Source organism: Billgrantia aerodenitrificans (assembly GCF_021404405.1).
In the GTDB taxonomy this organism is placed as follows: Bacteria; Pseudomonadota; Gammaproteobacteria; order Pseudomonadales; family Halomonadaceae; genus Halomonas; species Halomonas aerodenitrificans.
In genome coordinates, this window is the sequence record NZ_JABFTV010000001.1 from 645566 (window position 1) to 668127 (window position 22562).

Sequence of the window (22562 nt, forward strand, 5' to 3'; positions counted from 1 at the left end):
ATGGCCACGACTCAAACGATGACGCCCTCCATGAAGCGTGAGCGCCGCGCCAACCTGCGTCGCAATGCCTTCTACCTGGTACTGATCGCGATCGGCCTGGTGGCACCCTTCTTCGCCTACCCGGTATTCTTGATGAAGGTGCTGTGCTTCGCGCTGTTCGCCTGCGCCTTCAACCTGCTGTTGGGCTATGCCGGGCTGCTCTCCTTCGGGCATGCGGCCTTCCTGGCCACCGGCGGTTACGTCACCGGCTATCTGCTGGCGAGCTACCCGGCACTGACCCCCGAGCTTGGCATCCTCATCGGTACGGCTGCCGCCCTGGTGCTGGGGGCCGCATTCGGTGCGCTGTCGATCCGCCGCCAGGGCATCTATTTCGCCATGGTGACCCTGGCGCTGGCGCAGTTGATGTTCTTCTTCTACATTCAGGCGCCCTTCACCGGCGGTGAGGATGGCCTGCACGGCGTGCCGCGCGGTCACCTGTTCGGCGTCATCAGCCTGCGCAGCAATCTGGCGATGTACTACTTCGTCTTCGCCATCTTCCTGTTCGGTTTCGCTCTGATCCAGCGTGCGGTGCACTCGCCGTTCGGCCAGGTGCTCAAGGCGATTCGCGAGAACGAACCGCGTGCCGTGTCTCTTGGCTACAACGTGGATGCCTACAAGCTGGTCGCCTTCATTCTTTCCGCAGGTCTGGCCGGCCTGGCCGGCTCCACCAAGACCGTGGTGTTCCAGTTGGCGTCGCTGACCGACGCCCATTGGCACATGTCCGGCGAGGTGATCCTGATGACCCTGCTGGGGGGCGTCGGTACTCTGTTCGGTCCGGTGGTGGGCGCGGGGCTGGTGGTGAGCCTGCAGCACATGCTGGCGCAGTCGCCGCTGGGCAACTGGGTCGGCCCGATTCTCGGCGTCATCTTCGTGATCTGTGTGCTCAGCTTCCGTAGCGGTATCGTCGGTGAAGCGATGAAGATGTACCGCAAGAACTTCAAGTGAAGGCCGTTGGCAAGACCTCTTCCTGGCGCCCTATAGGGGCGCCTTTTTCATTGCACTTTCTTTCATTGCACTGTCTTTCACTGCGCTTCCGTGGCGCAGGCCTGCTCCAGCCGTTGGGGCAGGTGCTCGACCAGAAAATCGATGAACTGGCGTACCTTGGCGGCATGCTGGCGATGGCGCGGCATGACCGCCCATACCCCGGCATCGCGGCACTGAAACCGCGACAGCACTTCGACCAGCTCACCGCTGGCGAGATAGGGCATGACGTAGTAATCGGGCAGTTGCGCCAACCCCAGTCCCTTGAGGGCAGCATCGAGCAGCGCCGGTCCCGAATTGGCCTGCCAGGGGCCGCTCACGCGCACCTCACGATGCAGGCCGTCGACATCGAAGCGCCACTGGTCCCGGGTGCCGATCAGACAGCGATGATGTATCAGTTCCGCTATCGAATGAGGCTGCGACACGCGCTGGAAGTAGTCGGGCGAGGCGACGACATATTCGCGCCGCTCGCAAAGCCGGCGGGCCACCAGCGTGGAGTCCTGCAGGGTGCCCATGCGAATGACCACGTCGTAACCTTCGTCGATGACGTCCACCTGACGGTTGGTGAGGTGCAGGCGCATCTCCAGCTGTGGATGCAGCTTGAGGAAGTCATTGACCAGAGGGGCGATGAAGCGCTCGCCGAACGCGGTGGCACAGCTGAGCTGAAGGATGCCATGAGGCTTTTCCTGCAGGCTCTGCAGGGCGGCTTCGGCTTCACGGAAGCCGTCCAGGAGTTCACGGCAGCGGGCGTAATAGCGCTCCCCGGCATCGGTGAGGTGGATCTGCCGCGTGGTGCGATAGAGCAGCGGCAGCCCCAGCTCCTGTTCGAGCTGGGCCACCTGGCGGCTGATATGCGAATTGGAAACGTGCAACTGGCGTGCTGCGGCGGCAAAAGTGCCCAGCTTGACCACTTCCACGAAGGCTTCGATACCGTCCCAATGAGCCATGAGCGCACCGTGATTATTGCACAGCAGGAATAATGTTGTGTCGCTGTTTCAGTATCATCATAGCGCCTAGCGCACCTAGACTGATAGGAATCGTTACACACTGGATCGCCAAACCATCAGGAGAAAGGTATGAAGTCGCGTGCCGCCGTTGCGCTGGAAGCGGGCAAGCCCCTCGAGCTCACCGAAATCGACGTACAGGATCCCAAGGCGGGTGAGGTGCTGGTGCGTATCGCCGCGACCAGCGTGTGCCACACCGACGCCTTCACGCTCTCCGGCGCCGACCCCGAGGGTCTGTTCCCCTCGGTGCTGGGCCACGAGGGCGCCGGCATCGTCGAGGCGGTGGGCGAAGGGGTGACCAGCCTCGAGCCCGGCGATCACGTCATCCCGCTCTATACCGCCGAGTGCGGCAAGTGCAAGTTCTGCCGCTCGGGCAAGACCAACCTGTGTCAGGCGGTGCGCGCCACCCAAGGCCAGGGGCTGATGCCCGACGGCACCTCGCGCTTCTCGCTCGACGGCAAGATGCTGCACCACTACATGGGCTGCTCCACCTTCAGCGAATACACCGTGCTGCCCGAGGTCTCCCTGGCGGTGGTCTCCAAGGAGGCGCCGCTGGACAAGATCTGCCTGCTCGGCTGCGGCGTGACCACCGGCATCGGTGCGGTGCTCAACACCGCCAAGGTGGAGCCGGGTGCCACCGTCGCCGTGTTCGGCCTCGGCGCCATCGGCCTGGCGGTAATCCAGGGCGCGCAGATGGCCAAGGCCAGCCGCATCATCGCCATCGACGTCAACCCGGACAAGTTCGAACTGGCGCGCCAGTTCGGTGCCACCGACTTCGTCAATCCCAAGGAGCACTCGGCGCCGATCCAGCAGGTGATCGTCGACATGACCGACGGCGGGGTCGACTACTCCTTCGAGTGCATCGGCAACGTCAACGTGATGCGCTCGGCGCTGGAGTGCTGCCACAAGGGCTGGGGCGAGTCGGTGATCATCGGCGTGGCCGGGGCCGGCGAGGAGATCTCCACGCGGCCGTTCCAGCTGGTCACGGGCCGGGTGTGGCGCGGCTCGGCGTTCGGCGGGGTGAAAGGGCGCAGCGAGCTGCCCGGCTACGTGCAGCGCTACATGGACGGCGAGATCAAGATCGACGAGTTCATCACCCACGACATGCCGTTCGAGCAGATCAACGAGGCATTTGAGCTGCTGCACGCGGGCAAGAGCATTCGTACGGTGCTTCACTTTTGATAGGCGCCCGGCGCTGCGCCCACTATTAACAGGCGCCGCATTTTAGCCACGCCCGAAGCCGCGTGTCGCGTCTATAACAGGCGCTCGCGCCCAGACTGACGAGCCGCCCAGCCTATAGCGCTGGGCGGCGAGGGTAAGGAGACCGAACGATGAGCATGACCGAGAACCTCGAGCCGATCTCGAGCAACAAGAGTTTCGGCGGCTGGCACAAGCGCTACCGGCACCGCTCGCGGGCGCTGGACTGCGAGATGGAGTTCGCCATCTACCTGCCGCCGCAGGCCGAGACCGAACGCGTGCCGCTGTTGTGGTGGCTGTCGGGGCTGACCTGCACGGACGAGAACTTCATGCAGAAGGCCGGGGCGCATCGTGTGGCAGCCGAGCTCGGCATCGCCATTATCTGCCCCGACACCAGCCCACGCGGTACCGATCTGCCCGGCGAGCACGACAGTTACGACTTCGGCTCGGGGGCGGGCTTCTACGTCAACGCGACCCAGGAGCCGTGGAAGAAGCACTATCGCATGTACGACTATGTGGCGGAGGAGCTGCCTTCGGTGGTGCGCCAGCACTTCCCGCTCAATGGTCGTGAGGCGATCAGCGGACACTCCATGGGTGGTCACGGTGCGCTGATACTGGCGCTGCGCCGACCCGGCCACTATCGTTCGGTGTCGGCCTTCTCGCCCATCGTCAATCCCACCCAGTGCCCCTGGGGACGCAAGGCGTTCCGCGGCTACCTGGGCGACGATCCCGGCGCCTGGACCCAGTATGACGCCTGCGAGCTGGTGGCCAAGGGCGCGTCGACACAGCACCTGTTCATCGATCAGGGCGAGGCAGACCAGTTTCTCGAGGAGCAGCTCAAGCCCGAGCGGCTCGAGGCCGTGTGCGAAGAGCACGATCACCCCCTGACGTTGCGCCGTCAGCCGGGGTATGATCACAGCTACTTCTTCATTGCCAGCTTCATCGAGGAGCACCTGCGTTACCATGCGGAGCATCTCTCCAAGCGCTGATTCTCCCCCTGCACAGGGCACTGCATGATCAGTGTCCTGCTACGCCGCGTGCTGCGTTGGGCGGCCCTTGCCGGGGCCGCCTTCGTCATCTTGTCGATCCTCGCGGTCATGCTGCTGCGCCATGTACCCGTGTACGGCTCCATGGTGATGCTGGAGCGCAAGGTGCAGTCCTGGATGGCGGGGGAGTCGCTGACCATTCAGCATCAGTGGCGGCCATGGGGTGAGCTCTCCGATCATGCCAAGCTGGCGGTGATCGCCGCCGAGGACCAGCGCTTCCCGATCCATCGCGGTTTCGATGTCGACGAGATGCGCCGCGCCTGGGAGGCGAGCCGCAACGGCGGGCGTTTGCGCGGTGCCAGTACCATCAGCCAGCAGACGGCCAAGAACCTGTTCCTGTGGACGGGGCGCAGTTGGTTGCGCAAGGGGTTCGAAGCCTGGTTCACCGTGCTGATCGAGGCGCTGTGGCCCAAACAGCGCATTCTCGAGGTCTATCTCAACATTGCCGAGTGGGATAACGGCGTATTCGGCCTGGAAGCAGCCGGACAGCGCTATTTCGGCGTCTCTGCGGATCGCATCAATGAAGTGCAGGCCAGCCGTTTGGCAGCGATCCTGCCCAATCCGAGGGCCTGGGATGCTGCCCGGCCTGGCCCTCACGTGGAGCGTCGCAGCCAGTGGATTCGCCAGCAGATGCGCAACCTTGGCGGGCCGCGCTATCTCGAGCAACTGGCCGCCAACTGACGCAGCCACTTCTTTCTATTGCCTCTCTATCGCCGCCTCTGGCCGCGAGCTGCCAGCACGACTCCGACGATGGTTACGGCCATGCCTGCCAGTGCCGCCAGTGGCAGGCGCTCGTCGAACAGCCACCAGGCCTGTAGTGCCGTGACGGGGGGCACCAGGTAGAACAGGCTGGCCACGCGGGAGGCTTCTCCGCGCCGGATGAGCGCCATCAGCAGCAGAATGGCGGCAATCGACAGCACCAGCACCAGCCAGCCCAGGGTCAGTACGAAGGTGAGCGTCCATTCGACGTGCCGCTCCTCCAGCAGCAGGGCGCCGAAGCCGAGCAGGGCGCCGGAGGAGAGGTACTGCACCACCGTGCCCGAGAGCAGCGGCATACCGGTGCAGAAGCGCTTTTGATACAGGGTGCCCAGGGTAATGCCGGCCAGGGCGACGAGAACGCAGGCCAGAGCGCCGAGGCCGAAGCCCTGGAACAGCTCGGCTCCCGGGTCGAGCTTGCTGCCCAGCACCAGCGTGATGCCGATCAGGCCCAGCGCCAGCCCCAGCCACTGGGTGGCAGCGATGCGCTCGCCCAGCATCGGCCCGGCCAGGGTAGCGGTCAACAGCGGCTGCAGGCCGACCAGCAAGGCCGTGAGACCCGCCGGCATGCCCAGGTAGATGCCGTAAAAGACGCCGCCCAGATAGGCGCCGTGCACCAGCAGCCCCGAGACGGCAATATGACCCTTGAGCCGCCAGCCTGCGGGCCAGGCGCTGCCCAGTAGCTTGACCAGCGGGATCAGCAGGGCCAGGGTCAGCACGAAGCGAATGAACAGGAAAGTGAAGGGTTCGGCATGGGGCAGGCCGAACTTGGCGCCGATGAAGCCGGTACTCCACAGGGCGACGAAGAGAATCGGCATGCTGGCCAGCAACGCGGCATCGAAGCGTGAAGTGGCGGTGCTTGGCATCGCAGGAGCGTCCTTGAAGTGCTGTCGTGAAGCTGTCGACGATACTTGGTTGCCGCTGGTGACGAAAGCTAGCAGGTTAACTTTTTCCACACGGTTTCAGGCCGCGCAGTGAAAAGGCCAAAAAATTACATTACGTAACATTAAAAACTGAACTCCGAGCGCTTGCGCTCGTCAGACTCCCTACATTCACCGCAACACCCCTTGGAGGTATTCATGCAACGGATGACTGCACTGTTCTCGGCCGCCCTGCTCACCGCCGGGCTGATGACCGCACAGGCACACGCTCAGCAAGATCCCGCCCAGGACCCGGCAGCCCAGCCGCAAGCGCAGGCACCCGCTCAGGACTTCTCCGATGATCAGCTTCAGCAGTTTGCCGATGCCTCCCAGGAAATCGCCGTGATTTCACAGGAGTACACCGAGCGTCTGCATGCGGCCGAAGACGAGCAGGCCCAGCAGGAAGTGCGCATGGAAGCCAATGACCGTATGGTCGAGGTGGTCGAGGAGAACGGTCTCGACGTGGATACCTTCAATGCCATCGGCCATGCCATCCAGCAGGATCCGGAGCTGATGCAGCGCGTGCAGCAGATGGCCGAGCAGTCGTAAACGACGCTAGCCAAACTGACTGGAAAGGCCGCTTCGAGCGGCCTTTCTTGTGTTTGGCATTTGCCCCCCTTTACTCTGTCGAGGCACGTCGTTACCGCCATAGGGAGCCCGATGCGACATGGATGCGGAAGTACTCGAGATACGCCAGCACATGGGACGCTTCCCGCCTTTCGAAGCCCTGGACGATGAGCTGCTCGACGAGGTGGCCGGGCAGGTCGAGGTGGGCTACTTTCAGGCGGGGTCCGACATTCTGCAGTTCGATCAGGAGCTGCATGAACTCTGCTACATTCGCAGCGGAGCCGTGGAAGTGCGGCGCCGTACGGGCGATCTCTACAATCGCCTGGGTGAAGGGGACATTTTCGGCCACTTCAGTCTGCTGAGGAACCACCGGGTGCGTTTCCCTGCCCGCGCCTTGGAAGATACCCTGATCTACTTCATTCCCGAGGCTCTCTTCGTGCGCCTGTGCGAGGCCGACGAGCACTTCTCCGACTTCGTCGAGCTGGAGCGCCCGCGGCTGGAAGCGGCGGTGGAGCAGCACAAAAAGGCCAACGACATGATGATCACCCGGGTGCGCAAGCTGCTCACTCGCTACCCGGTGATGGTCGAGGCCAGTGCTACGGTGCAGGAAGCGGCGCGCCAGATCACCGAGGCTCAGGCATCGTCGGCGCTGATCCTCGATGAACCCGGCGACGATCACGATCCTCGTCACACCTTCACCGACAGCCAGGACCGCCCCTGGCGGCTGCGGGGCATCCTCACCGACAGCGACTTTCGTACGCGCATCGTGGCCGAGGGTCTGCCGCCCGACACCCCGGTGGGGGAGCTGACGGGGGGCAGAGTGATCACGATTCAGTCCGACGAGTCCGTGCATGAAGCAATGCTGTGCATGCTGCGCAACAATATCCATCACCTGCCGGTGCTCTATCGTCGGCGGCCGATGGGCATCGTCCATCTCTCCGACATCATCCGCTACGAGACCCACAGCAGCCTCTACCTGGTGAGTAACATCTTTCATCAGTCCAGCGTCGAAGGGCTGGCGCGGCTGGCCCCGGACGTGCGTGTCGCCTTCGTACGCATGGTGGAAGAGGGGGCAAACTCGCAGATGGTGGGAACGGCGCTCTCCACCATCGGGCGCAGCTTCGTGCGGCGGCTGCTGGAGCTGGGAGAAGCGTCGCTGGGTCCACCGCCCGTGGCGTACTGCTTCATGGTCAACGGTTCCATGGCACGCAACGAGCAGACCGTCGTTACCGATCAGGACAATGCCTTGATCCTGGCCGACGACTTCGATCCGGCCCGGCATGACGACTATTTCGCCAACCTGGCGAAGTTCGTCAGCGATGGGCTAGCGGCTTGCGGCTACACCTACTGCAAGGGCGAGGTCATGGCCACCAACCCCAGGTGGCGACAGCCACTCAAGGTGTGGAAGCGCTACTTCAGCGAGTGGATCGACTCGCCCACCCCGGAGCGCCTGCTACACTGTTCGATCTTCTTCGACCTGGACAGCGCCTACGGCGAGGAAGCCTACATCGAGCAGCTGCAGGACCTCATCGCCGACAAGGCACCGCGCAGCCCCCGGTTTCTGGCCGCAGTGGCACGCAATGCGCGGAACCGTACGCCGCCGCTGGGCTTCTTTCGTACCTTCGTGATGGAGAAGGATGGTAAGCACAACAACTCCATCAACCTCAAGCGTCGGGGCACGGCGCCGCTGGTCGATCTGATACGCGTGCACGCTCTGGCCTGTGGCTCAAGGGCTCAGAACAGCTTCGAGCGGCTGGATGCCATCGCCGCCACGCAGCTGTTGGCGCCGGGCGTCGATGCCAAGCTGCGCCATGCCATGGAGTTGCTCTCCATGGTGCGGATTCGCCATCAGGTCATCGATCTTCAGCAGGAGCACGAGCCGGACAACAACATCGAGCCGGAAAACGTCGCCGACAGCGAGCGCCACCATCTCAAGGATGCGTTTCAGGTCCTCAGTCGTGCCCAGAAGTTCCTCAAGTATCGCTACCCGATACCGGGACCCACCGGCCGGGATCGTTGAAGCATGCTGTCCCATCGCCTGGCATCGCGCTCACAGGTGCAGGAGTGGCCCGCCTACCTGCAACAGCGCGCCGACGCTGCCCACGATCCGCTGCTGAAAGCCTTCTTCGCCGCCGGTTGTCCCGCGCCTGAGACGCCGATCGGCGAGGTACCGCTGGTCGCTCTGGACCTGGAAACCACCGGGCTCGACGTTCAGCGTCACGCCATCGTGAGCATCGGTCTGGTGCCCTTCAGCCTGTCGCGCATACCGCTGGCTCTGCGGCGTTACTGGGTCGTGCGCCCCAGCCGTGCGCTCTCCGATGCTTCCATCACCCTGCACCGCATCACGCATTCCGAAGTGGCCGAAGCCCCCGATTTCGGCGACATCCTTCCCGAACTCCTCGAGGCCTTGGCCGGGCGTATCGTCGTCGTGCACTTCCGCCATATCGAGCGGCCTTTTCTCGCCGACGCGATCAAGGCGCGGTTGGGGGAAGGGGCGCGGTTTCCGATGATCGATACCATGTCACTGGAAGCGCGGCTGCACCGGCTCTCGCTGTGGGCTCGGCTGCAGCGATGGATGCGGCGGCCGCCGGTTTCGATACGTTTGGGAGACAGTCGGAGGCGCTATGGGTTACCGGATTACCAGGGCCACCATGCCCTGGTCGATGCCTTGGCCACGGCCGAGCTGTTCCAGGCGCAGGTAGCCAAGCATTACGATGCCGCGACGCCGGTAGGCAAGCTCTGGACCTGAGACTAAGCCTGCAGCGCTTGGCGGGATTCGCCTACAGCCACAGCTCGGCGAAGGTGTTGCCATCCACGGGACGGCCGAAATGGAAGCCCTGCACGCCGGTGCAGCCAAGGGCTCGCAGTGCCTCGGCCTGTTCGGCTTCCTCGACCCCTTCGGCCACGGTCTGCATGCCCAGGGTCTGGGCCATGGCGATGATGGTGGAAACGATGGCGTGATCGTGGCTGCTCTTGAGCATGTCCTGGACGAAGGACATGTCGATCTTGAGGGTGTCGGCGGCAAAGCGCTTGAGGTAAGTGAGAGAGGAGTAACCGGTACCAAAGTCGTCGATGGCCAGACTGAAACCGGCCTTGCACAGGGCTCGAGTGATGCGCACGGTCTGCTCGGGGTTACGCATCAGGCCGCTTTCGGTCAGCTCCAGCCCCAGCTTGCCGGGGGAGACCCGGGTGGCGATGCGCTGGATATGCTCGGCAAGACGTGGGTCATCCATCTGCTGGGCGGATACGTTGACGCTGAGCCGGCCCGGAAACGGTTTGCCTTGTCGCTCCCAGGCTGCGATCTGCTGACAGGCGGCTTCCAGCACCCATTCGCCCAGTGGCCGGATGAGGCCCTGCTCCTCCGCCAAGGGGATGAAGATGCCGGGGCTGACCTGGCCGAGGATCTCATCGTGCCAGCGGCACAGGGCTTCGGCGCCGATCAGCTTGCCGCTCTTGAGGCTGAACTGAGGCTGAAAGGCCAGCGACAGCTTGCCTTTGGCCAGGGCGTCGCTGAAACGCAGCTGCAATATTTCGTGCTGCTGTAATTCATCGGCCATGGTGGCGGTGAAGAATCGCGTGCGGCTGCTGTCGCGCTTGGCATGGTTGAGCGCAATGCTGGCGTGCTGAAACAGCGACTGAGCGTTATCGGCATCGCGTGGGAACAGCGCGGCTCCGACGCTCGCGGAAATCGAGAAACTTCGCTCCGACAGCAGAATCGGCGCCAGCAGGCTGTTGCGATAGCGCTCGATGGCATGCGCCATGGCCGCTGGCCGGGTGTCGGTGAGCAGCACCATGAATTCATCTCCGCCCAGCCGGGCAAGGAACTCACCCGCCTCTGCCTGGGCGCTGAAACGACTGGCTATCTCGGCGAGCACCTGGTCGCCCAGCTCGTGGCCTTGAGTATCGTTGATTTGACGAAAGCGCTGCAGGTCGAGATAGATCAGTCCCAGGCAGCTGTCGCGCAGTCGAGCCTGCTCGCAGGCCTCTTCCAGCCGCTCCATGAGGCAGCGGCGGTTGGGTAGCCCCGTGACGCTGTCCCAGTAGATGAGCTGCTGAATGCGGTAGTCGCTGCTGCGCCGCTTTTCCTCTTCGGATCGGCGTGCCATCTCGGCGCCTGCCTGAGCAGCGGCAATGCGCAGCACCTCTGAACCATAGGCGGCAAGATCGAGCGGCCGGCTCGAAAGTACGGCCAACAGGCCGACGAGGTGGCCTTGGGGGGAGCGTAGCGGAACGCCTACGTAACTCTCGACCCCCAACTCCTGCAGCATGACATCGTCCGGAAAGCGTTGACAGACACCCTCGGTGAATTCGCACACCTCGTCGTTCAGCACGTGCTCACAGGGCGTGCCAGCCAGCGTGTAGACAGCGGCGGGTTGGAGTGAGCCATGCGACCAGAAGGCGACGGTGCGGATAGTGGCGTTATCGGAAAGCAGCTTGCCGATAAGCACGTGCTCTCCATCGAAAATGGCGGAGATCCGTTCGACGAGATGGTCGAACGCCAGGGGAGTGCCGGCCTTGCCCAAGCCATCGGCGAGCAGACGAAAGGCGTCTTCGGGTGCCATCATGGGCGTAGAACGGCTCCTTCGGCATAGTTGTAATGATCTATTCGAAATATGCCCGAAGCGGTGGCGGGTTACTAGTGGCCGTATGGAGCATGAACCACTTGACTAATGGGATTTTTCTCAGTCCCCATAGTCTTGTCGTGATATCGCTTCTGCCGGTGAGAGTTGCTTCACTGGACTTGACGAGACACAAGACTCGGGACCGGGCGGCCTTCCGTGGCCGCGCTGGCAGGGTGGCTCGAGGATCAGCCGCGAGGCTCGCTCATTAACCCCTTGATGATGGCATAACAGCCCACCAGTAGCACCAGAGTGAAGGGCAACCCGGTGGAAACCGCCATCGCCTGCAGTGCGACCAGGCCGCCGCCGAGCAGCAGGGCGATGGCGATGACGCCTTCGATGATGGCCCAGAACACTCGCTGTGGCTTGGGTGCATCGACCTTGCCGCCGGCGGTGATGGTATCGATCACCAGCGAACCGGAATCCGACGAGGTGATGAAGAACACCACCACCAGCACGATCCCCACGAACGAGGTGATGGCCGTCAGCGGCAGTTCGCCCAGCATGACGAACAGCTGCAGCTCGAGGGCGGCGTCCTGTACGCCTTCGAAGCCGGCACCGACCAGCTGGTTGATGGCGGTGCCGCCGAAGGCGGTCATCCACAGCACCGAGACCAGCGAGGGAACCAGCAGCACGGCGGTCAGGAATTCACGTACGCTGCGGCCACGGCTGACGCGGGCAATGAACATGCCGACGAAGGGCGACCAGGAGATCCACCAGGCCCAGTAGAAGGCGGTCCAGCCCTGGGTGAAGTTGGCATCCTCGCGGCCGAAGGGGTTGGAGAGTGCCGGCAGGTTGACCATGTAGGCGCCGAGATTCTGGAAGAAGCCGGTGAGGATCAACACGGTCGGCCCCACCAGAATCACGAACAGCAGCAGCAGTACGGCCAGGCCCATGTTGATCTCGGAAAGCCTGCGCACGCCCTTGTCGACGCCGGCCAGGATCGACACGATAGCAATGGCGGTGATGCCCAGAATCAGCAGCACCATGGTGGCGTCGGTCTCGGGCACGCCGAACAGATAGCTCAGCCCTGCCGAGGCTTGGGAAGCGCCGAGACCCAGTGAGGTGGCTAGACCGAACAGGGTGGCGAAGACCGCCAGGATATCGACGATGTGGCCCGGCCAGCCCCATACCCGCTCGCCCAGAATCGGGTAGAAGATCGAACGCATGGTGAGCGGCAGGCCCTTGTTGAAAGAGAAGATGGCCAGTGCCAGTGCCACCACGGCGTAGATCGCCCAGGGGTGGAGCCCCCAGTGATAGATCGTGGCGGCCATGCCCAGACGGGCCGCGGCTGCAGGGTCGTCGGCGGCAGCGCCGAGCGGGGCCCAGTCGGTACGTACGCCATTCTCGACGTCAGTGCCGCCCATGGCCGCCCCGAAGTGCGACATGGGTTCGGATACGCCGTAGAACATCAGGCCGATGCCCATGCCGGCGGCGAAAAGCATGGCGAACCAGCCGCTATAGCTGAAGTCCGGCTTGGCATGCATGCCGCCGATTCGCACCTTGCCCAGCGGCGACACGATCAGCACCAGGCACAGCAGTACGAAGATGTTGCCGGCCAGCAGAAAGAACCAGGACAGGTTGCCGGTAAGCCAGTCGCGCATGGCGTTGAACAGCGGCTCGACCTCGGCCTGCAGGGCAAGGGTGATTACCACGAAGAACACCGTGACCAGTGCCGAGATGGTAAATACCTTGCCGTGCAGGTCGATGCTGAAGCCGAGCTTGTCGGTGGCCAGATTGTCCTGGCCGATGACGTAGTCGGTGTCGATCAGGTTGGCCGGTCCTTCCGGAGCCGGCACGCCTTCGGAGGTCTCGGCCTCCTTGTGGCGTTCGTCGCGAGAAGTGTTGTCCACGTTATGCTCTCCCATTGAAACGTCCTGGTACGAGGATGGTGGTGTTATGATATTTGTTGCGGTGATGCCGGATTGACCGGCGGCTAACAAGAGGGCGCAAGTCCCTAGATGGTAAGGTCAATGGAAATCATGACCTTGCTTTGCATGCCATGTTGTTGGCGCAGCCAAAGTGAGGTGTTCCGAGGTGTGCAAGAAGACACCGTGGCCCCCACGTCAAGTCTGGCATCGTTGACGAGCGCTGCCAGCTTGATAGCGCTAAGAACCGCACCCATAGCGACATTATTGTGGACAGAAATTATACACAAAAAGGTTTTGCCTGCCGAGGCATCCGTATTCCCCTCGCTTTAATTAGGATTGGGCGGAAAAATAGAGCGTAATCATCGGGTTTTGTTGGGTAACGATGCGTAATCGATAAGGTCTCGTCTGTCCCGTCTTTGCTTCAACGCTTTTTGGACACAGCTGGGATTGCGGTGGATAGCGGGTAACGCATAGGGTAGGTGGCTACAACGATAAAGAACCAGCCAGCTTGCGTGAGCGAAGTCACACGGCTTTGCCGGATCTGGTTGTGAGTGAGAACCCTGCATGAACGAAAGTTTGCAACAAGAGCGCAATGACAGCGCAAGTGAAACCAGTCACGCAGCGGAAGCGCACTTTGTCCGTTTCATCAATGTCCAGAAGAGCTACGACGGCGTCGAGCTGGTGGTGAAGGGGTTCGACCTCGACATTCACAAGGGCGAATTCGTCACCCTGCTAGGCCCTTCTGGATCTGGCAAGACTACCTGTCTGATGATGATGGCGGGCTTCGAGACTCCCACCCATGGCCAGATTCTGCTCAAGGGAGAGCCCATCAACGACCTGCCGCCGCACAAGCGGGGCATCGGCATGGTGTTTCAGAACTATGCGCTCTTCCCCCATATGTCGGTTGCCGAAAATCTTGCCTTCCCGCTCGAGGTTCGTCGTCTCTCCAAGGCGGAAATCAAGCGCAAGGTGGCGCGGGCGTTGGCCATGGTGCGTCTGGAGAATTTCGGTGACCGCCGGCCGGCGCAGCTTTCGGGCGGGCAGCAGCAGCGGGTGGCGCTGGCCCGGGCGCTGGTCTTCGAGCCCGAACTGGTACTGATGGACGAGCCGCTGGGCGCGCTGGACAAGAATCTGCGTGAGGAGATGCAGTACGAGATCAAGCGCATCCATGCCGAGTTGGGGGTCAGCATGATCTACGTGACCCACGACCAGACCGAAGCCTTGACCATGTCCGACCGTATCGCCGTGTTCAACGATGGCGTCGTGCAGCAGTTGGCAGCTCCAGAAACCCTCTACGAGGCCCCCGAGAACGCTTTCGTTGCCAACTTCATCGGTGAGAACAACCGGCTCTACGGCGAAGTGACCGAAATGATCGGCGACAAGTGCCAGGTGCGCCTCGACAGCGGTGAAACGGTGCTGGCCAAGCCCGTTGCCGCCGGCGGCATTGGTGCGCGTACCACGCTTTCGCTGCGCCCCGAGCGTGTCGACATCGCAGCGAGTGGTGCCGAAGCGTCGTTCGACAACCGTTTTCGCGCCGAGGTGAGAGAGGTGATCTATCTCGGCGACCACCTGCGCACGCGGGTCAGCGTCTGTGGCACCGACGAGTTCATCCTCAAGACACCCAATGCAAAGCACTACGCATCGCTGAGGCCGGGGCAGTCGGTCGATATCGGCTGGTCCAGCAGCGACTGTCGGGCGCTGGACGCCTGATCTATGTCGAACCCATGCAGTTCAACAAGAAAAAAGAGGAAGGTGGACGATGAAACGTGACACTCAACAAGCAGGGAAACCGGCACTCAAGCTGATGGTATGTGCCGTGGCCGGCGCCTCGGTCATGGGGCTGGCGAGCGTTGCCCAGGCTCAGCAGACGCTCAACATCGTCTCTTGGGGTGGCGCCTACAGCATGAGCCAGCAGCGTGCCTACCATGAGCCCTGGATGGAGAAGACCGGCGACAATATCGTCAACATCGACCGTAGTGCCAACGCCCTGGCCGGCCTGCGCGCCCAGTCCCAAGCGGGCAACGTCACCTGGGATCTGGTCGACATGCTGCCTGCAGACGCCATGATCGCCTGTGCCGAGGGTCTCATCGAGCCGCTCGATCACGATGAGCTGCTGGCGCCGGCACCCGACGGGACGCCTGCCAGTGAAGACTTCGTCGATGGCGCGCTGGGCGAATGCTTCGTGGCCTCGATCGTCTACTCCAACATCGTGGCCTTCAATAGCTCGATGTTCCCCGAGGACAAGCAGCCGAGCACCATCCAGGACGTATTCGACCTGGAGAACTATCCCGGCCAGCGTGCTCTGATGCGGCGGCCGATCAACAACATGGAGTGGGCCCTGATCGCCGATGGCGTCGACCGCGAAGACGTCTATGACATGCTCGAGACGGAAGAGGGCATTCAGCGTGCTTTCGCCAAGCTCGACACCATCAAGGATCATGTCATCTGGTGGGAAGAGGGCTCGCAGCCACCGCAGCTGCTGGCGGACCGTGAGGTCGCCTTCGCCTCGGCCTACAACGGTCGTATCTTCGATGCCATGGTGAGCGAGAACCAGCCCTTCGAGATCATCTGGGACGCCCAGGTCTTCGAGCTGGATGGCTGGGTGGTACCGACCGGCAAGCTCGACAAGGTGCGCGACTATCTCCACTTCGCCACCGACACCCAGCGGCTGGCCGACCAGGCTCAGTACATCTCCTATGGCCCGGCCCGCTACTCCTCTTCGGATAAGGTCTCCGTACATGCGGAAACGGGTATCGACATGATGCCGCACATGCCGACCTTCCCGCCCAACTTCGCTACTGCGATCCAGAAGGACGATGAGTTCTGGGCCGACTACAGCGACGAGCTGAATCAGCGCTTCGACGCCTGGCTGGCTCAGTAAGGTGTGACCGCCGCCCGGCTACAGGCCGGGCGGCGGTATCCGCTGCCTTCGTCGTCATGTTGCCTTCCGGAGGGCCAGAGTGTCCGATTCACCTGCATCCCCATTGACCACTGCCGATGGCGTGCCGCTAAAGGTCAGCCTGCGTCGCGCCGTGAGGCGCTCGAAGATCAAGGCTTTCCTGCTGGTATCGCCGCTGCTGCTGTTTCTCGTCGTCGCCTTCGTCATGCCCATCTTCGAGATGCTGTGGCGCAGCGTCGACAATCCCGAAGTGTCGACCCATCTGTCGCGCACCGTCGAAGCCCTGGAGGGCTGGGACAGAGAGTCGCTGCCCGGGGAAGAGGTCTTCGCGGCGCTGGCCGAGGACCTGCGCGAAGGGCAGCAGGCACGTAACCTGGGGCTGCTGTCGAGCCGCTTGAACTATGAGAAGTCGGGCATGCGCTCGACCATCACCCGCACCGCCCGCGGCCTTGGCACGCTCGAACCCCCTTACCGTGAAGCGCTGATCGAACTCAATGACACCTGGGGCGAGCTCGATACCTGGAAGCTGATACAGCGCGAGGCCTCGCCGCTGACGATCAGCTACTACCTGGCGGCGGTGGACCGCCAACTCACGCCCGATGGCGAGATCGTTCGCGCACCCGAATCCCAGCGCCTGCACGTCACTCTGTTCTGGCGCACGCTATGGATGAGCCTGGTCATCACCGTCCTGACACTGCTGCTTGGCTATCCCGTGGCCTTCCTACTGGCCAGCCTGCCGCTGCGCTATTCCAACCTGCTGATGATTCTGGTGTTGCTGCCATTCTGGACGTCGCTGCTGGTACGCACGACGACCTGGATCGCCATTCTGCAGTCCCAGGGGGTGCTCAACGACCTGATGGTCGCCGTTGGGGTGATCGCCGACGAGGCGCGCTGGCAGATGATCCACAACAAGACCGGCACCATCATTGCCATGACCCACATCCTGCTGCCGTTCATGATTCTGCCGCTGTACTCGGTGATGAAGACCATCCCGCCGAGCTACATGCGTGCGGCGCGCTCCCTGGGCGGCCGGCCGTTCCTGTGCTTCCGGCGCGTCTACTTCCCGCTCACCATTCCGGGCATTGCCGCCGGGGGGATCCTGGTATTCATCCTTTCGATCGGCTATTACATCACCCCGGCGCTGGTCGGTGGCCAGTCGGGGCGTTTCATCACCAACTATATCGCCTACCACATGCAGACCTCCCTCAACTGGGGCCTGGCGGCGGCAATTGCCTCGATCCTGCTGTTCGTGGTGGTGGTGTTCTATCTGGTCTTCAATCGCCTGATCGGCGTCGACAAGGTCAAGCTGGGGTAAACGATGGCCATTCCTTCCTATGCCACCCGCGGCGAGCGCATCTGGCACTACGTGTTCCTCGGTATCTGCGCGCTCATCTTCCTGTTCCTGGTGGGGCCGCTGTTGATCATCATCCCGCTGTCCTTCAATGCGCAGCCTTACTTCACCTTTTCCCAGGAGATGCTGTCTCTCGATCCGGCGGGTTATTCGCTGCGCTGGTACCAGGACTTCTTCACCTCACGAGCCTGGCTGCACGCGATCAAGAACAGCTTCATCATCGGCATCGCCTCGACGATCCTGGCGACCATCCTGGGCACCGTGGCGGCACTGGGGCTGTCGAGCCGCCATATGCCGGCTCGCAGTGTCATCATGGCGCTGCTGATCTCGCCGATGATCGTACCGCTGATCATCTCTGCTGCCGCCATGTTCTTCTTCTTCTCCAAGGTCAATCTGGCCCAGACCTACCTCGGTGTGATTCTGGCGCATACCGCGCTCGGGATTCCCTTCGTCGTGATCACCGTGACGGCAACGCTGTCGAGCTTCGATACGACCTTGATCAAGGCGGCCCACAGCCTGGGCGCCAATCCGACACGAACCTTCTTCAAGGTCGTGCTGCCATTGGTCACTCCGGGGGTCGTATCCGGTGCTTTGTTCGCCTTCATCACCTCCTTCGATGAGGTGGTGGTGGTGCTGTTCATTTCCGGCCCCGAGCAACGCACCATGCCGATCCAGATGTGGTCCGGCATTCGCGAGCAGATCAGCCCGACCATCCTCGCCGTCGCCACACTGCTGGTACTGCTCTCCATGCTGCTGCTGACGACGCTGGAGCTGTTGCGTCGGCGCAGTGAGCGGCTGCGGGGCGTCGCGCCGGAATAATACCTACCCTCTCGCTTCGGCAAAGACAAACAGGGAGACGTCTCGACGACGTCTCCCTGTTTGTCGTGAGCAGCCGGGTTTGGGCTGTGGCAAAGCTGCCCATGTGTCAGTTTGAACCACCTTTCTTGCCGATTTTCAGAGTACTTCGTCTTCACGGTTTTATGTCTAACTTATTGTTTTTTATATATTATAAGAAATATCAGGAAGAGTGGCACGACCTGTGCTGCTATCTAGAGGAGAATGAATCAATCAGGGAGAGGAACCCAGATGAGCCATAGAAAGCGTGCAAGCAAACCTGCCAGGCAGCTGACCGCCTTGGCCTCGGCAGTGGCTCTGGCGCTAGGGACGTTGTCTCTTGCTGGTTGCGGCAATGACGATGATGTGCCGCCTGTCGAGGAAGAGCGTCCAGTCACGGAAGAACAGACTTCCCCGATGCAGGACACCACGGCCGATCCGGGCATCGATCAGACTGATACGGCGGCTGGAGACGGCTCGGCGGAGCCGATCACCGGGGCCGAGGAGAGCCCTGAGGGCATGGGTGACGTAACGCCCGAGCAAGACCCGCTGCCTGAAGCCGAGCAAGAGCCGGTTCCCGATGAGGACGAGCTCGAAGGCCAGCAGGACACAATGGACCAAGGACAGGTCGACGATCCCTTGGTTGAAGAGGAAGAAGAGCAAGGTGGTAACTGATCTTTCGATCTGACCCCTTTCGCTTCGTGCCGCCATCGGGACGGTGGCGGCTCAGGGCAGGACGCCCATCACACTTCGCGCAAGGCGATACCGCAGGAGGTGGAATCATGATGTCCAAGGAATTTCTGAAGAAGCTAGGCATCGTTGGTGTGACCATGGGGCTGACCGCCAGCCCGTTCGCGCTGGCCCAGCAGACCCAGACTCAGCAGGACGAGTTCCAGACTCAGCCAGGTGCCGAACAGCCTGGTGATTATCCGGCGACCGAGGCGGCACCGGGCCATGAAGCCGGTCCGGGCGTCGAACCCGGCGACCCGGCCGCGCCGGGCATTGATGGAACTACTGAGCCGGGCGCTGATCCTGCCATGCCGGGTACCGAAGCGCAGCCGGGAGAAATGCAAGATCCGGGTATGCAGCAGTCCGATCCTGGCTTTGAGACTGCGCCAGGCACAGGCACAGGCACCGAGGCTGCGCCGGGGCATGAAGCCGGCCCAGGTGTCGAGCCCGGTGACCCGGCTGCCCCCGGCATTGACGGGGCCACTGAACCGGGTGCCGATCCTGCTATGCCTGGTACCGAAGCTGCACCTGGTGAAGAGCCCGGTTTCGGTGATGGTCCCGAAGCTATGCCGGGCGATGAGTCAGATGAGTGGGAATATCCGGAACAAGACACTTAATTTCCAGGTTCGGCCCCAGTCGGTTGGCTGGGGCTTCCTAAATGTATAGCGAACGCAAGGATGCGTGATCAAAATGACGCGCCGCAATTGGCTGACGGCCCGCCACCCTCCCCCCTTGCACCGTCAGCGAGTTGCATGGCGTACTTCGCCCCCGCGCTCCCACGGGGGCTTTTTTACGTTTCCTGTCCCTATGTCCTGTCGCTATGTCAGTTGCGTTCGGGTCGTAACGTCTGAATAGTCGTCAATCCTCCTCCAGCCGCCGGTAGAGCGTGCGTCTGGCGATGCCGAGAATGTCCGCCGTGCGCCGCTTGTTGCCTCCGGTGGCCTCCAGCACCTTCTGGATATAGCGCTTCTCGACTTCCTCGAGACTCGGCCAGCTCTGCTGGCTGCGAGCGACGAGGGCACTGCCGGCTTCGATCTGACGTACCACGCCACGCTGCTCCTGGCCATGCTGACGAATGCGTTCCGGCAGGTCGGCGTGGCTGAGCAGCCCTTCCTCGGCCAGGGTCACCGCCCGCATGATGGCGTTCTCGAGCTCCCGCACATTGCCGGGGTATGGGTAGTCGAGCAGGGTTTGGAGTGCCACAGGCTCCACGCTTTCTATGCGCTTGCCCTGGGCAGTGGCGTGCTTCTCGATCAGCGCCGAGACCAGGCGTTCGATGTCGCCCTGGCGCTCGCGCAGGGGCGGAATGCGCAGGGAGAAGGTTTCAAGCCGGTAGAACAGGTCGCTGCGGAAATTGCCGCTCTCGATCTCCTGCTCGAGGTCGCGGTGAGTGGCGGCGATGATGCGCACGTCCACCGACTCTTCCTTCTCGGCACCCACGGCCTTGACCATCTTCTCCTGCAGGGCGCGCAGCAGTTTGGCCTGCAGGCCGGGCGACATCTCGCCGATCTCATCGAGGAACAAGCTGCCGCCGTTGGCCGCCTGGAACAGGCCCTGGCGCGAATCGCTGGCACCGGTGAACGCCCCCTTCACGTGGCCAAAGAACTCGCTCTCCATCAGCTCCGAAGGAATGCTGGCGCAATTGACGGCGATGAAGGGTTCGGCGGCGCGGGGGCTTTCGGCATGAATGGCACGCGCCAACAGCTCCTTGCCGGTGCCGCTCTCGCCGAGGATCAGAATCGGCGCGTCGCTCTTGGCCAGGCGTGCCGCATCGTGGAACAGCGCCTGCATCGTTTCGCTCTCCCCAACGATGCCATGGAAATGACCGGGCGACTCTCCCTGCTGGAAGCGTTCGGCCAGACGCCGGTTCTCCAGCACGCGGTAGACCGCTTCGCCCACGCTTTCCAGATCGAGCGGTTTGGTCAGAAAGTCGTCGGCTCCGATCTTCAGCGCCTCCACGGCCTGATCGATGGTGCCGAAGGCGGTGATCACGATGAAACCTACCCGGCTACCCTCCTGGCGAAGCTGTTCGAGCAGCTGCATGCCGCTCATGCCGGGCAAGCGCACGTCACTGATGATCATGGCCACTTCGCTGTGGCTCAAGGTGAGCATGGCTTCCTCGGCGCTGCTGACACCGAGCGTCTTGTAGCCGGCTTCCTGGAGCTCTTCCTCGAGCAGCTCCAGGATGGCGGCGTCATCCTCGACGACCAGTATCGGCAGATCGGATTGGGTGTGGCTTCCTGTCACGTGGCAGTCCCTCCTTCATCGCTATCGTTCAGTGGCAGCCCGATCTCGAAGCCGGCTCCCCCCAGCTCGCTGTCGTAAACACCGACAGTGCCGCCATGATCGTTAATGATTCGATGTACCATGGATAATCCCAGACCGCTGCCCTGACCCACGGGCTTGGTGGTGAAGAATGGGTCGAAGACTTTCGGTTTGTCCTGGTCGGAGATTCCCGGGCCATCGTCCTCTATCCACAGAGTCAACCAGCCCTCCTTGTCCTGTGCGCGGATGCGCACGCGTTCGACGCCCTTGGCCTGTGCCGCGTTGCGTAGCAGGTTGGTCAGTACCTGTATCAGCTGTTGGCCGTTGGCCAGCAGCGGCGGTGTCGTCGCGGGCAGGTCGAGCTCGAGCCGGATGTCGCTTTGTTCGAAATCCTCCTCGACCAGTTCGCGGGTGGTCTCGAGCAGTTCGGCGAGCTGCAGCGGCTCCTTCTCGACGTTGTGGCGCCGGCCCAGTTCCATCAGCTGGCGCACGATCTCGACGATACGCTCCACCTCTCCGCGTATGCGACCAAGCCTGGTGCGGTCCGCATCGGTGAGCGTCTCGCGGCGTGAGAGGCGCTGCGCCTGGCCGTTGATCACCGTCAGCGGGGCGCCGATTTCATGGGCGACACCCGCAGCCAGCACGCCGAGCTCGGCGAGCTTCTTCGATTTGCGCAGTCGCTTCTCGAGTTCGATCTCCTTACGCCGACGTGTCTCGATATCGGCGTCCTTCTCGGCCATGGCATCGAGCATGCCATTCAGGGCCACCGCCAGGCGTTCGTACTCCTGCGGACCCTCGGCTTCGGCGCGCTGCTCCCGGTCGCCGGCCTCCACTCGCTGCATGACGGCCAGCAGCCGCTCCAGCGGGCGCTCGATATGGCGGCGAAAGCCCCACCAGATACCCAGCACGATCCCGGCCGCGCCGACGACGAATGCCAGCAGCGCCAATTGGCTGAGAAAACCGGTGTAGTTCTCGATCCCGGTGTTGAGCCGGTTGACCTGCAGTACGCCCTGCACCTCGCCGGTGTTGGACATCAGCGGCTTCAGAGCGGAGTAGTAATGCCAGCCGTCGTGTTCGCGATAGGCCGCGCGCATTTCGCCGCGCTCGGCGACCTCGCGGATGGTTTCCGGGCTGAACAGGGCTTGCCCCAGGCCGAGCCCGTAGATCTCTCGTCCGTTGGCGTCGAAGACATAGGCGCCGTAGATACGATGGAAGGAGAACGCGGAGTAGAGCGACTCCTCGAGCGGCTCGGTGGCGTTGCGGCTGAGGGCGTGGCTCAGGGTCGTGCCGATGACATTGGTGATGACCTGGACTTCCCGCTCGAGGCGAGTGCGCACGTTATCCTCGAGCGACTTGATGGCCACCAGGCTGAATATCAGCAGCACGAGGAACAGCGGTGCTATGACGGTGATGAGGATGAGATTGCGTAGGCGCATGGCATCTCGCAGGCAGCATTAGACGAATGCGGCACCAGCCCACACGGA

Annotated in this window: 19 protein-coding genes; 13 read left to right on the plus strand and 6 right to left on the minus strand. The window is 62.6% G+C overall.

Features of this window, described 5'->3' with window-relative positions:
* Positions 1-984 (plus strand): branched-chain amino acid ABC transporter permease, encoded by a 984-nt coding sequence (locus HOP59_RS03135; protein ID WP_010629601.1) that lies wholly within the window; start codon positions 1-3, stop codon positions 982-984.
* A 77-nt stretch (positions 985-1061) separates the two neighbouring features.
* Here HOP59_RS03135 and HOP59_RS03140 read toward each other — a convergent pair whose 3' ends face one another.
* A complete protein-coding gene (locus HOP59_RS03140; RefSeq protein WP_010629600.1) occupies positions 1062-1967 on the minus strand; it encodes a LysR family transcriptional regulator in 906 nt (301 codons plus the stop codon).
* Positions 1968-2096: 129 nt separating this feature from the next.
* Here HOP59_RS03140 and HOP59_RS03145 point away from each other — a divergent pair, with 129 nt between their 5' ends.
* The 3 genes from HOP59_RS03145 (at position 2097) to mtgA (ending at position 4948) form a co-directional block, all read left to right on the plus strand.
* Entirely contained in the window at positions 2097-3206 is a 1110-nt protein-coding gene (locus tag HOP59_RS03145) for an S-(hydroxymethyl)glutathione dehydrogenase/class III alcohol dehydrogenase (protein WP_234252758.1), read from the plus strand.
* Between the two features lie 149 nt (positions 3207-3355).
* On the plus strand, positions 3356-4210 hold the full coding sequence (fghA, locus tag HOP59_RS03150) for an S-formylglutathione hydrolase (RefSeq protein ID WP_234252759.1): 855 nt from the start codon (positions 3356-3358) through the stop codon (positions 4208-4210).
* A 24-nt stretch (positions 4211-4234) separates the two neighbouring features.
* On the plus strand, positions 4235-4948 hold the full coding sequence (gene mtgA, locus HOP59_RS03155) for a monofunctional biosynthetic peptidoglycan transglycosylase (protein ID WP_234252760.1): 714 nt from the start codon (positions 4235-4237) through the stop codon (positions 4946-4948).
* Between the two features lie 26 nt (positions 4949-4974).
* Here the strand turns inward: mtgA and HOP59_RS03160 are convergent, their stop codons facing one another.
* Entirely contained in the window at positions 4975-5889 is a 915-nt protein-coding gene (locus HOP59_RS03160; protein ID WP_234252761.1) for a DMT family transporter, read from the minus strand.
* A gap of 213 nt (positions 5890-6102) precedes the next feature.
* On the opposite strand from HOP59_RS03160, the gene HOP59_RS03165 reads away from it, so the two are divergent.
* From HOP59_RS03165 to HOP59_RS03175, 3 genes are all read left to right on the plus strand, one after another.
* The gene (locus HOP59_RS03165) at positions 6103-6492 is read left to right on the plus strand and encodes a DUF4168 domain-containing protein (protein ID WP_010629594.1); all 390 of its coding nucleotides are present in this window, start codon (positions 6103-6105) and stop codon (positions 6490-6492) included.
* A gap of 118 nt (positions 6493-6610) precedes the next feature.
* Positions 6611-8530 carry a DUF294 nucleotidyltransferase-like domain-containing protein gene (locus tag HOP59_RS03170; RefSeq protein ID WP_234252762.1) on the plus strand — a complete coding sequence of 640 codons (1920 nt, stop codon included), beginning with the start codon at positions 6611-6613 and terminating at the stop codon, positions 8528-8530.
* Between the two features lie 3 nt (positions 8531-8533).
* Positions 8534-9259 (plus strand): 3'-5' exonuclease, encoded by a 726-nt coding sequence (locus HOP59_RS03175; RefSeq protein ID WP_010629592.1) that lies wholly within the window; start codon positions 8534-8536, stop codon positions 9257-9259.
* A gap of 31 nt (positions 9260-9290) precedes the next feature.
* Here HOP59_RS03175 and HOP59_RS03180 read toward each other — a convergent pair whose 3' ends face one another.
* Both HOP59_RS03180 and HOP59_RS03185 read right to left on the minus strand, forming a co-directional pair.
* A complete protein-coding gene (locus HOP59_RS03180; protein WP_234252763.1) occupies positions 9291-11075 on the minus strand; it encodes a putative bifunctional diguanylate cyclase/phosphodiesterase in 1785 nt (594 codons plus the stop codon).
* 242 nt (positions 11076-11317) lie between these two features.
* Complete coding sequence (locus tag HOP59_RS03185) at positions 11318-12997, minus strand: BCCT family transporter (RefSeq protein WP_010629590.1); 1680 nt, start codon at positions 12995-12997, stop codon at positions 11318-11320.
* Positions 12998-13564: 567 nt separating this feature from the next.
* Here HOP59_RS03185 and HOP59_RS03190 point away from each other — a divergent pair.
* The 6 genes from HOP59_RS03190 to HOP59_RS03215 all read left to right on the plus strand — a co-directional run bounded on the left by HOP59_RS03190 (position 13565) and on the right by HOP59_RS03215 (position 19430).
* Entirely contained in the window at positions 13565-14710 is a 1146-nt protein-coding gene (locus tag HOP59_RS03190) for an ABC transporter ATP-binding protein (RefSeq protein ID WP_010629589.1), read from the plus strand.
* A 49-nt stretch (positions 14711-14759) separates the two neighbouring features.
* Positions 14760-15881 (plus strand): extracellular solute-binding protein, encoded by a 1122-nt coding sequence (locus HOP59_RS03195; RefSeq protein WP_010629588.1) that lies wholly within the window; start codon positions 14760-14762, stop codon positions 15879-15881.
* Positions 15882-15960: 79 nt separating this feature from the next.
* A complete protein-coding gene (locus HOP59_RS03200; protein ID WP_035591745.1) occupies positions 15961-17214 on the plus strand; it encodes an ABC transporter permease in 1254 nt (417 codons plus the stop codon).
* Between the two features lie 3 nt (positions 17215-17217).
* Entirely contained in the window at positions 17218-18069 is an 852-nt protein-coding gene (locus HOP59_RS03205; RefSeq protein WP_010629586.1) for an ABC transporter permease, read from the plus strand.
* 267 nt (positions 18070-18336) lie between these two features.
* Positions 18337-18759 carry a hypothetical protein gene (locus HOP59_RS03210; RefSeq protein WP_010629585.1) on the plus strand — a complete coding sequence of 141 codons (423 nt, stop codon included), beginning with the start codon at positions 18337-18339 and terminating at the stop codon, positions 18757-18759.
* A 107-nt stretch (positions 18760-18866) separates the two neighbouring features.
* Complete coding sequence (locus HOP59_RS03215) at positions 18867-19430, plus strand: hypothetical protein (RefSeq protein WP_141638672.1); 564 nt, start codon at positions 18867-18869, stop codon at positions 19428-19430.
* 241 nt (positions 19431-19671) lie between these two features.
* Here HOP59_RS03215 and HOP59_RS03220 read toward each other — a convergent pair whose 3' ends face one another.
* Together HOP59_RS03220 and HOP59_RS03225 are read right to left on the minus strand one after the other, a co-directional pair.
* Positions 19672-21060 carry a sigma-54-dependent transcriptional regulator gene (locus tag HOP59_RS03220; RefSeq protein WP_234252764.1) on the minus strand — a complete coding sequence of 463 codons (1389 nt, stop codon included), beginning with the start codon at positions 21058-21060 and terminating at the stop codon, positions 19672-19674.
* On the minus strand, positions 21057-22514 hold the full coding sequence (locus tag HOP59_RS03225) for a sensor histidine kinase (protein ID WP_010629581.1): 1458 nt from the start codon (positions 22512-22514) through the stop codon (positions 21057-21059). Before HOP59_RS03225 ends, HOP59_RS03220 begins: the two co-directional genes overlap by 4 nt.
* Between the last annotated feature and the right edge of the window lie 48 nt (positions 22515-22562).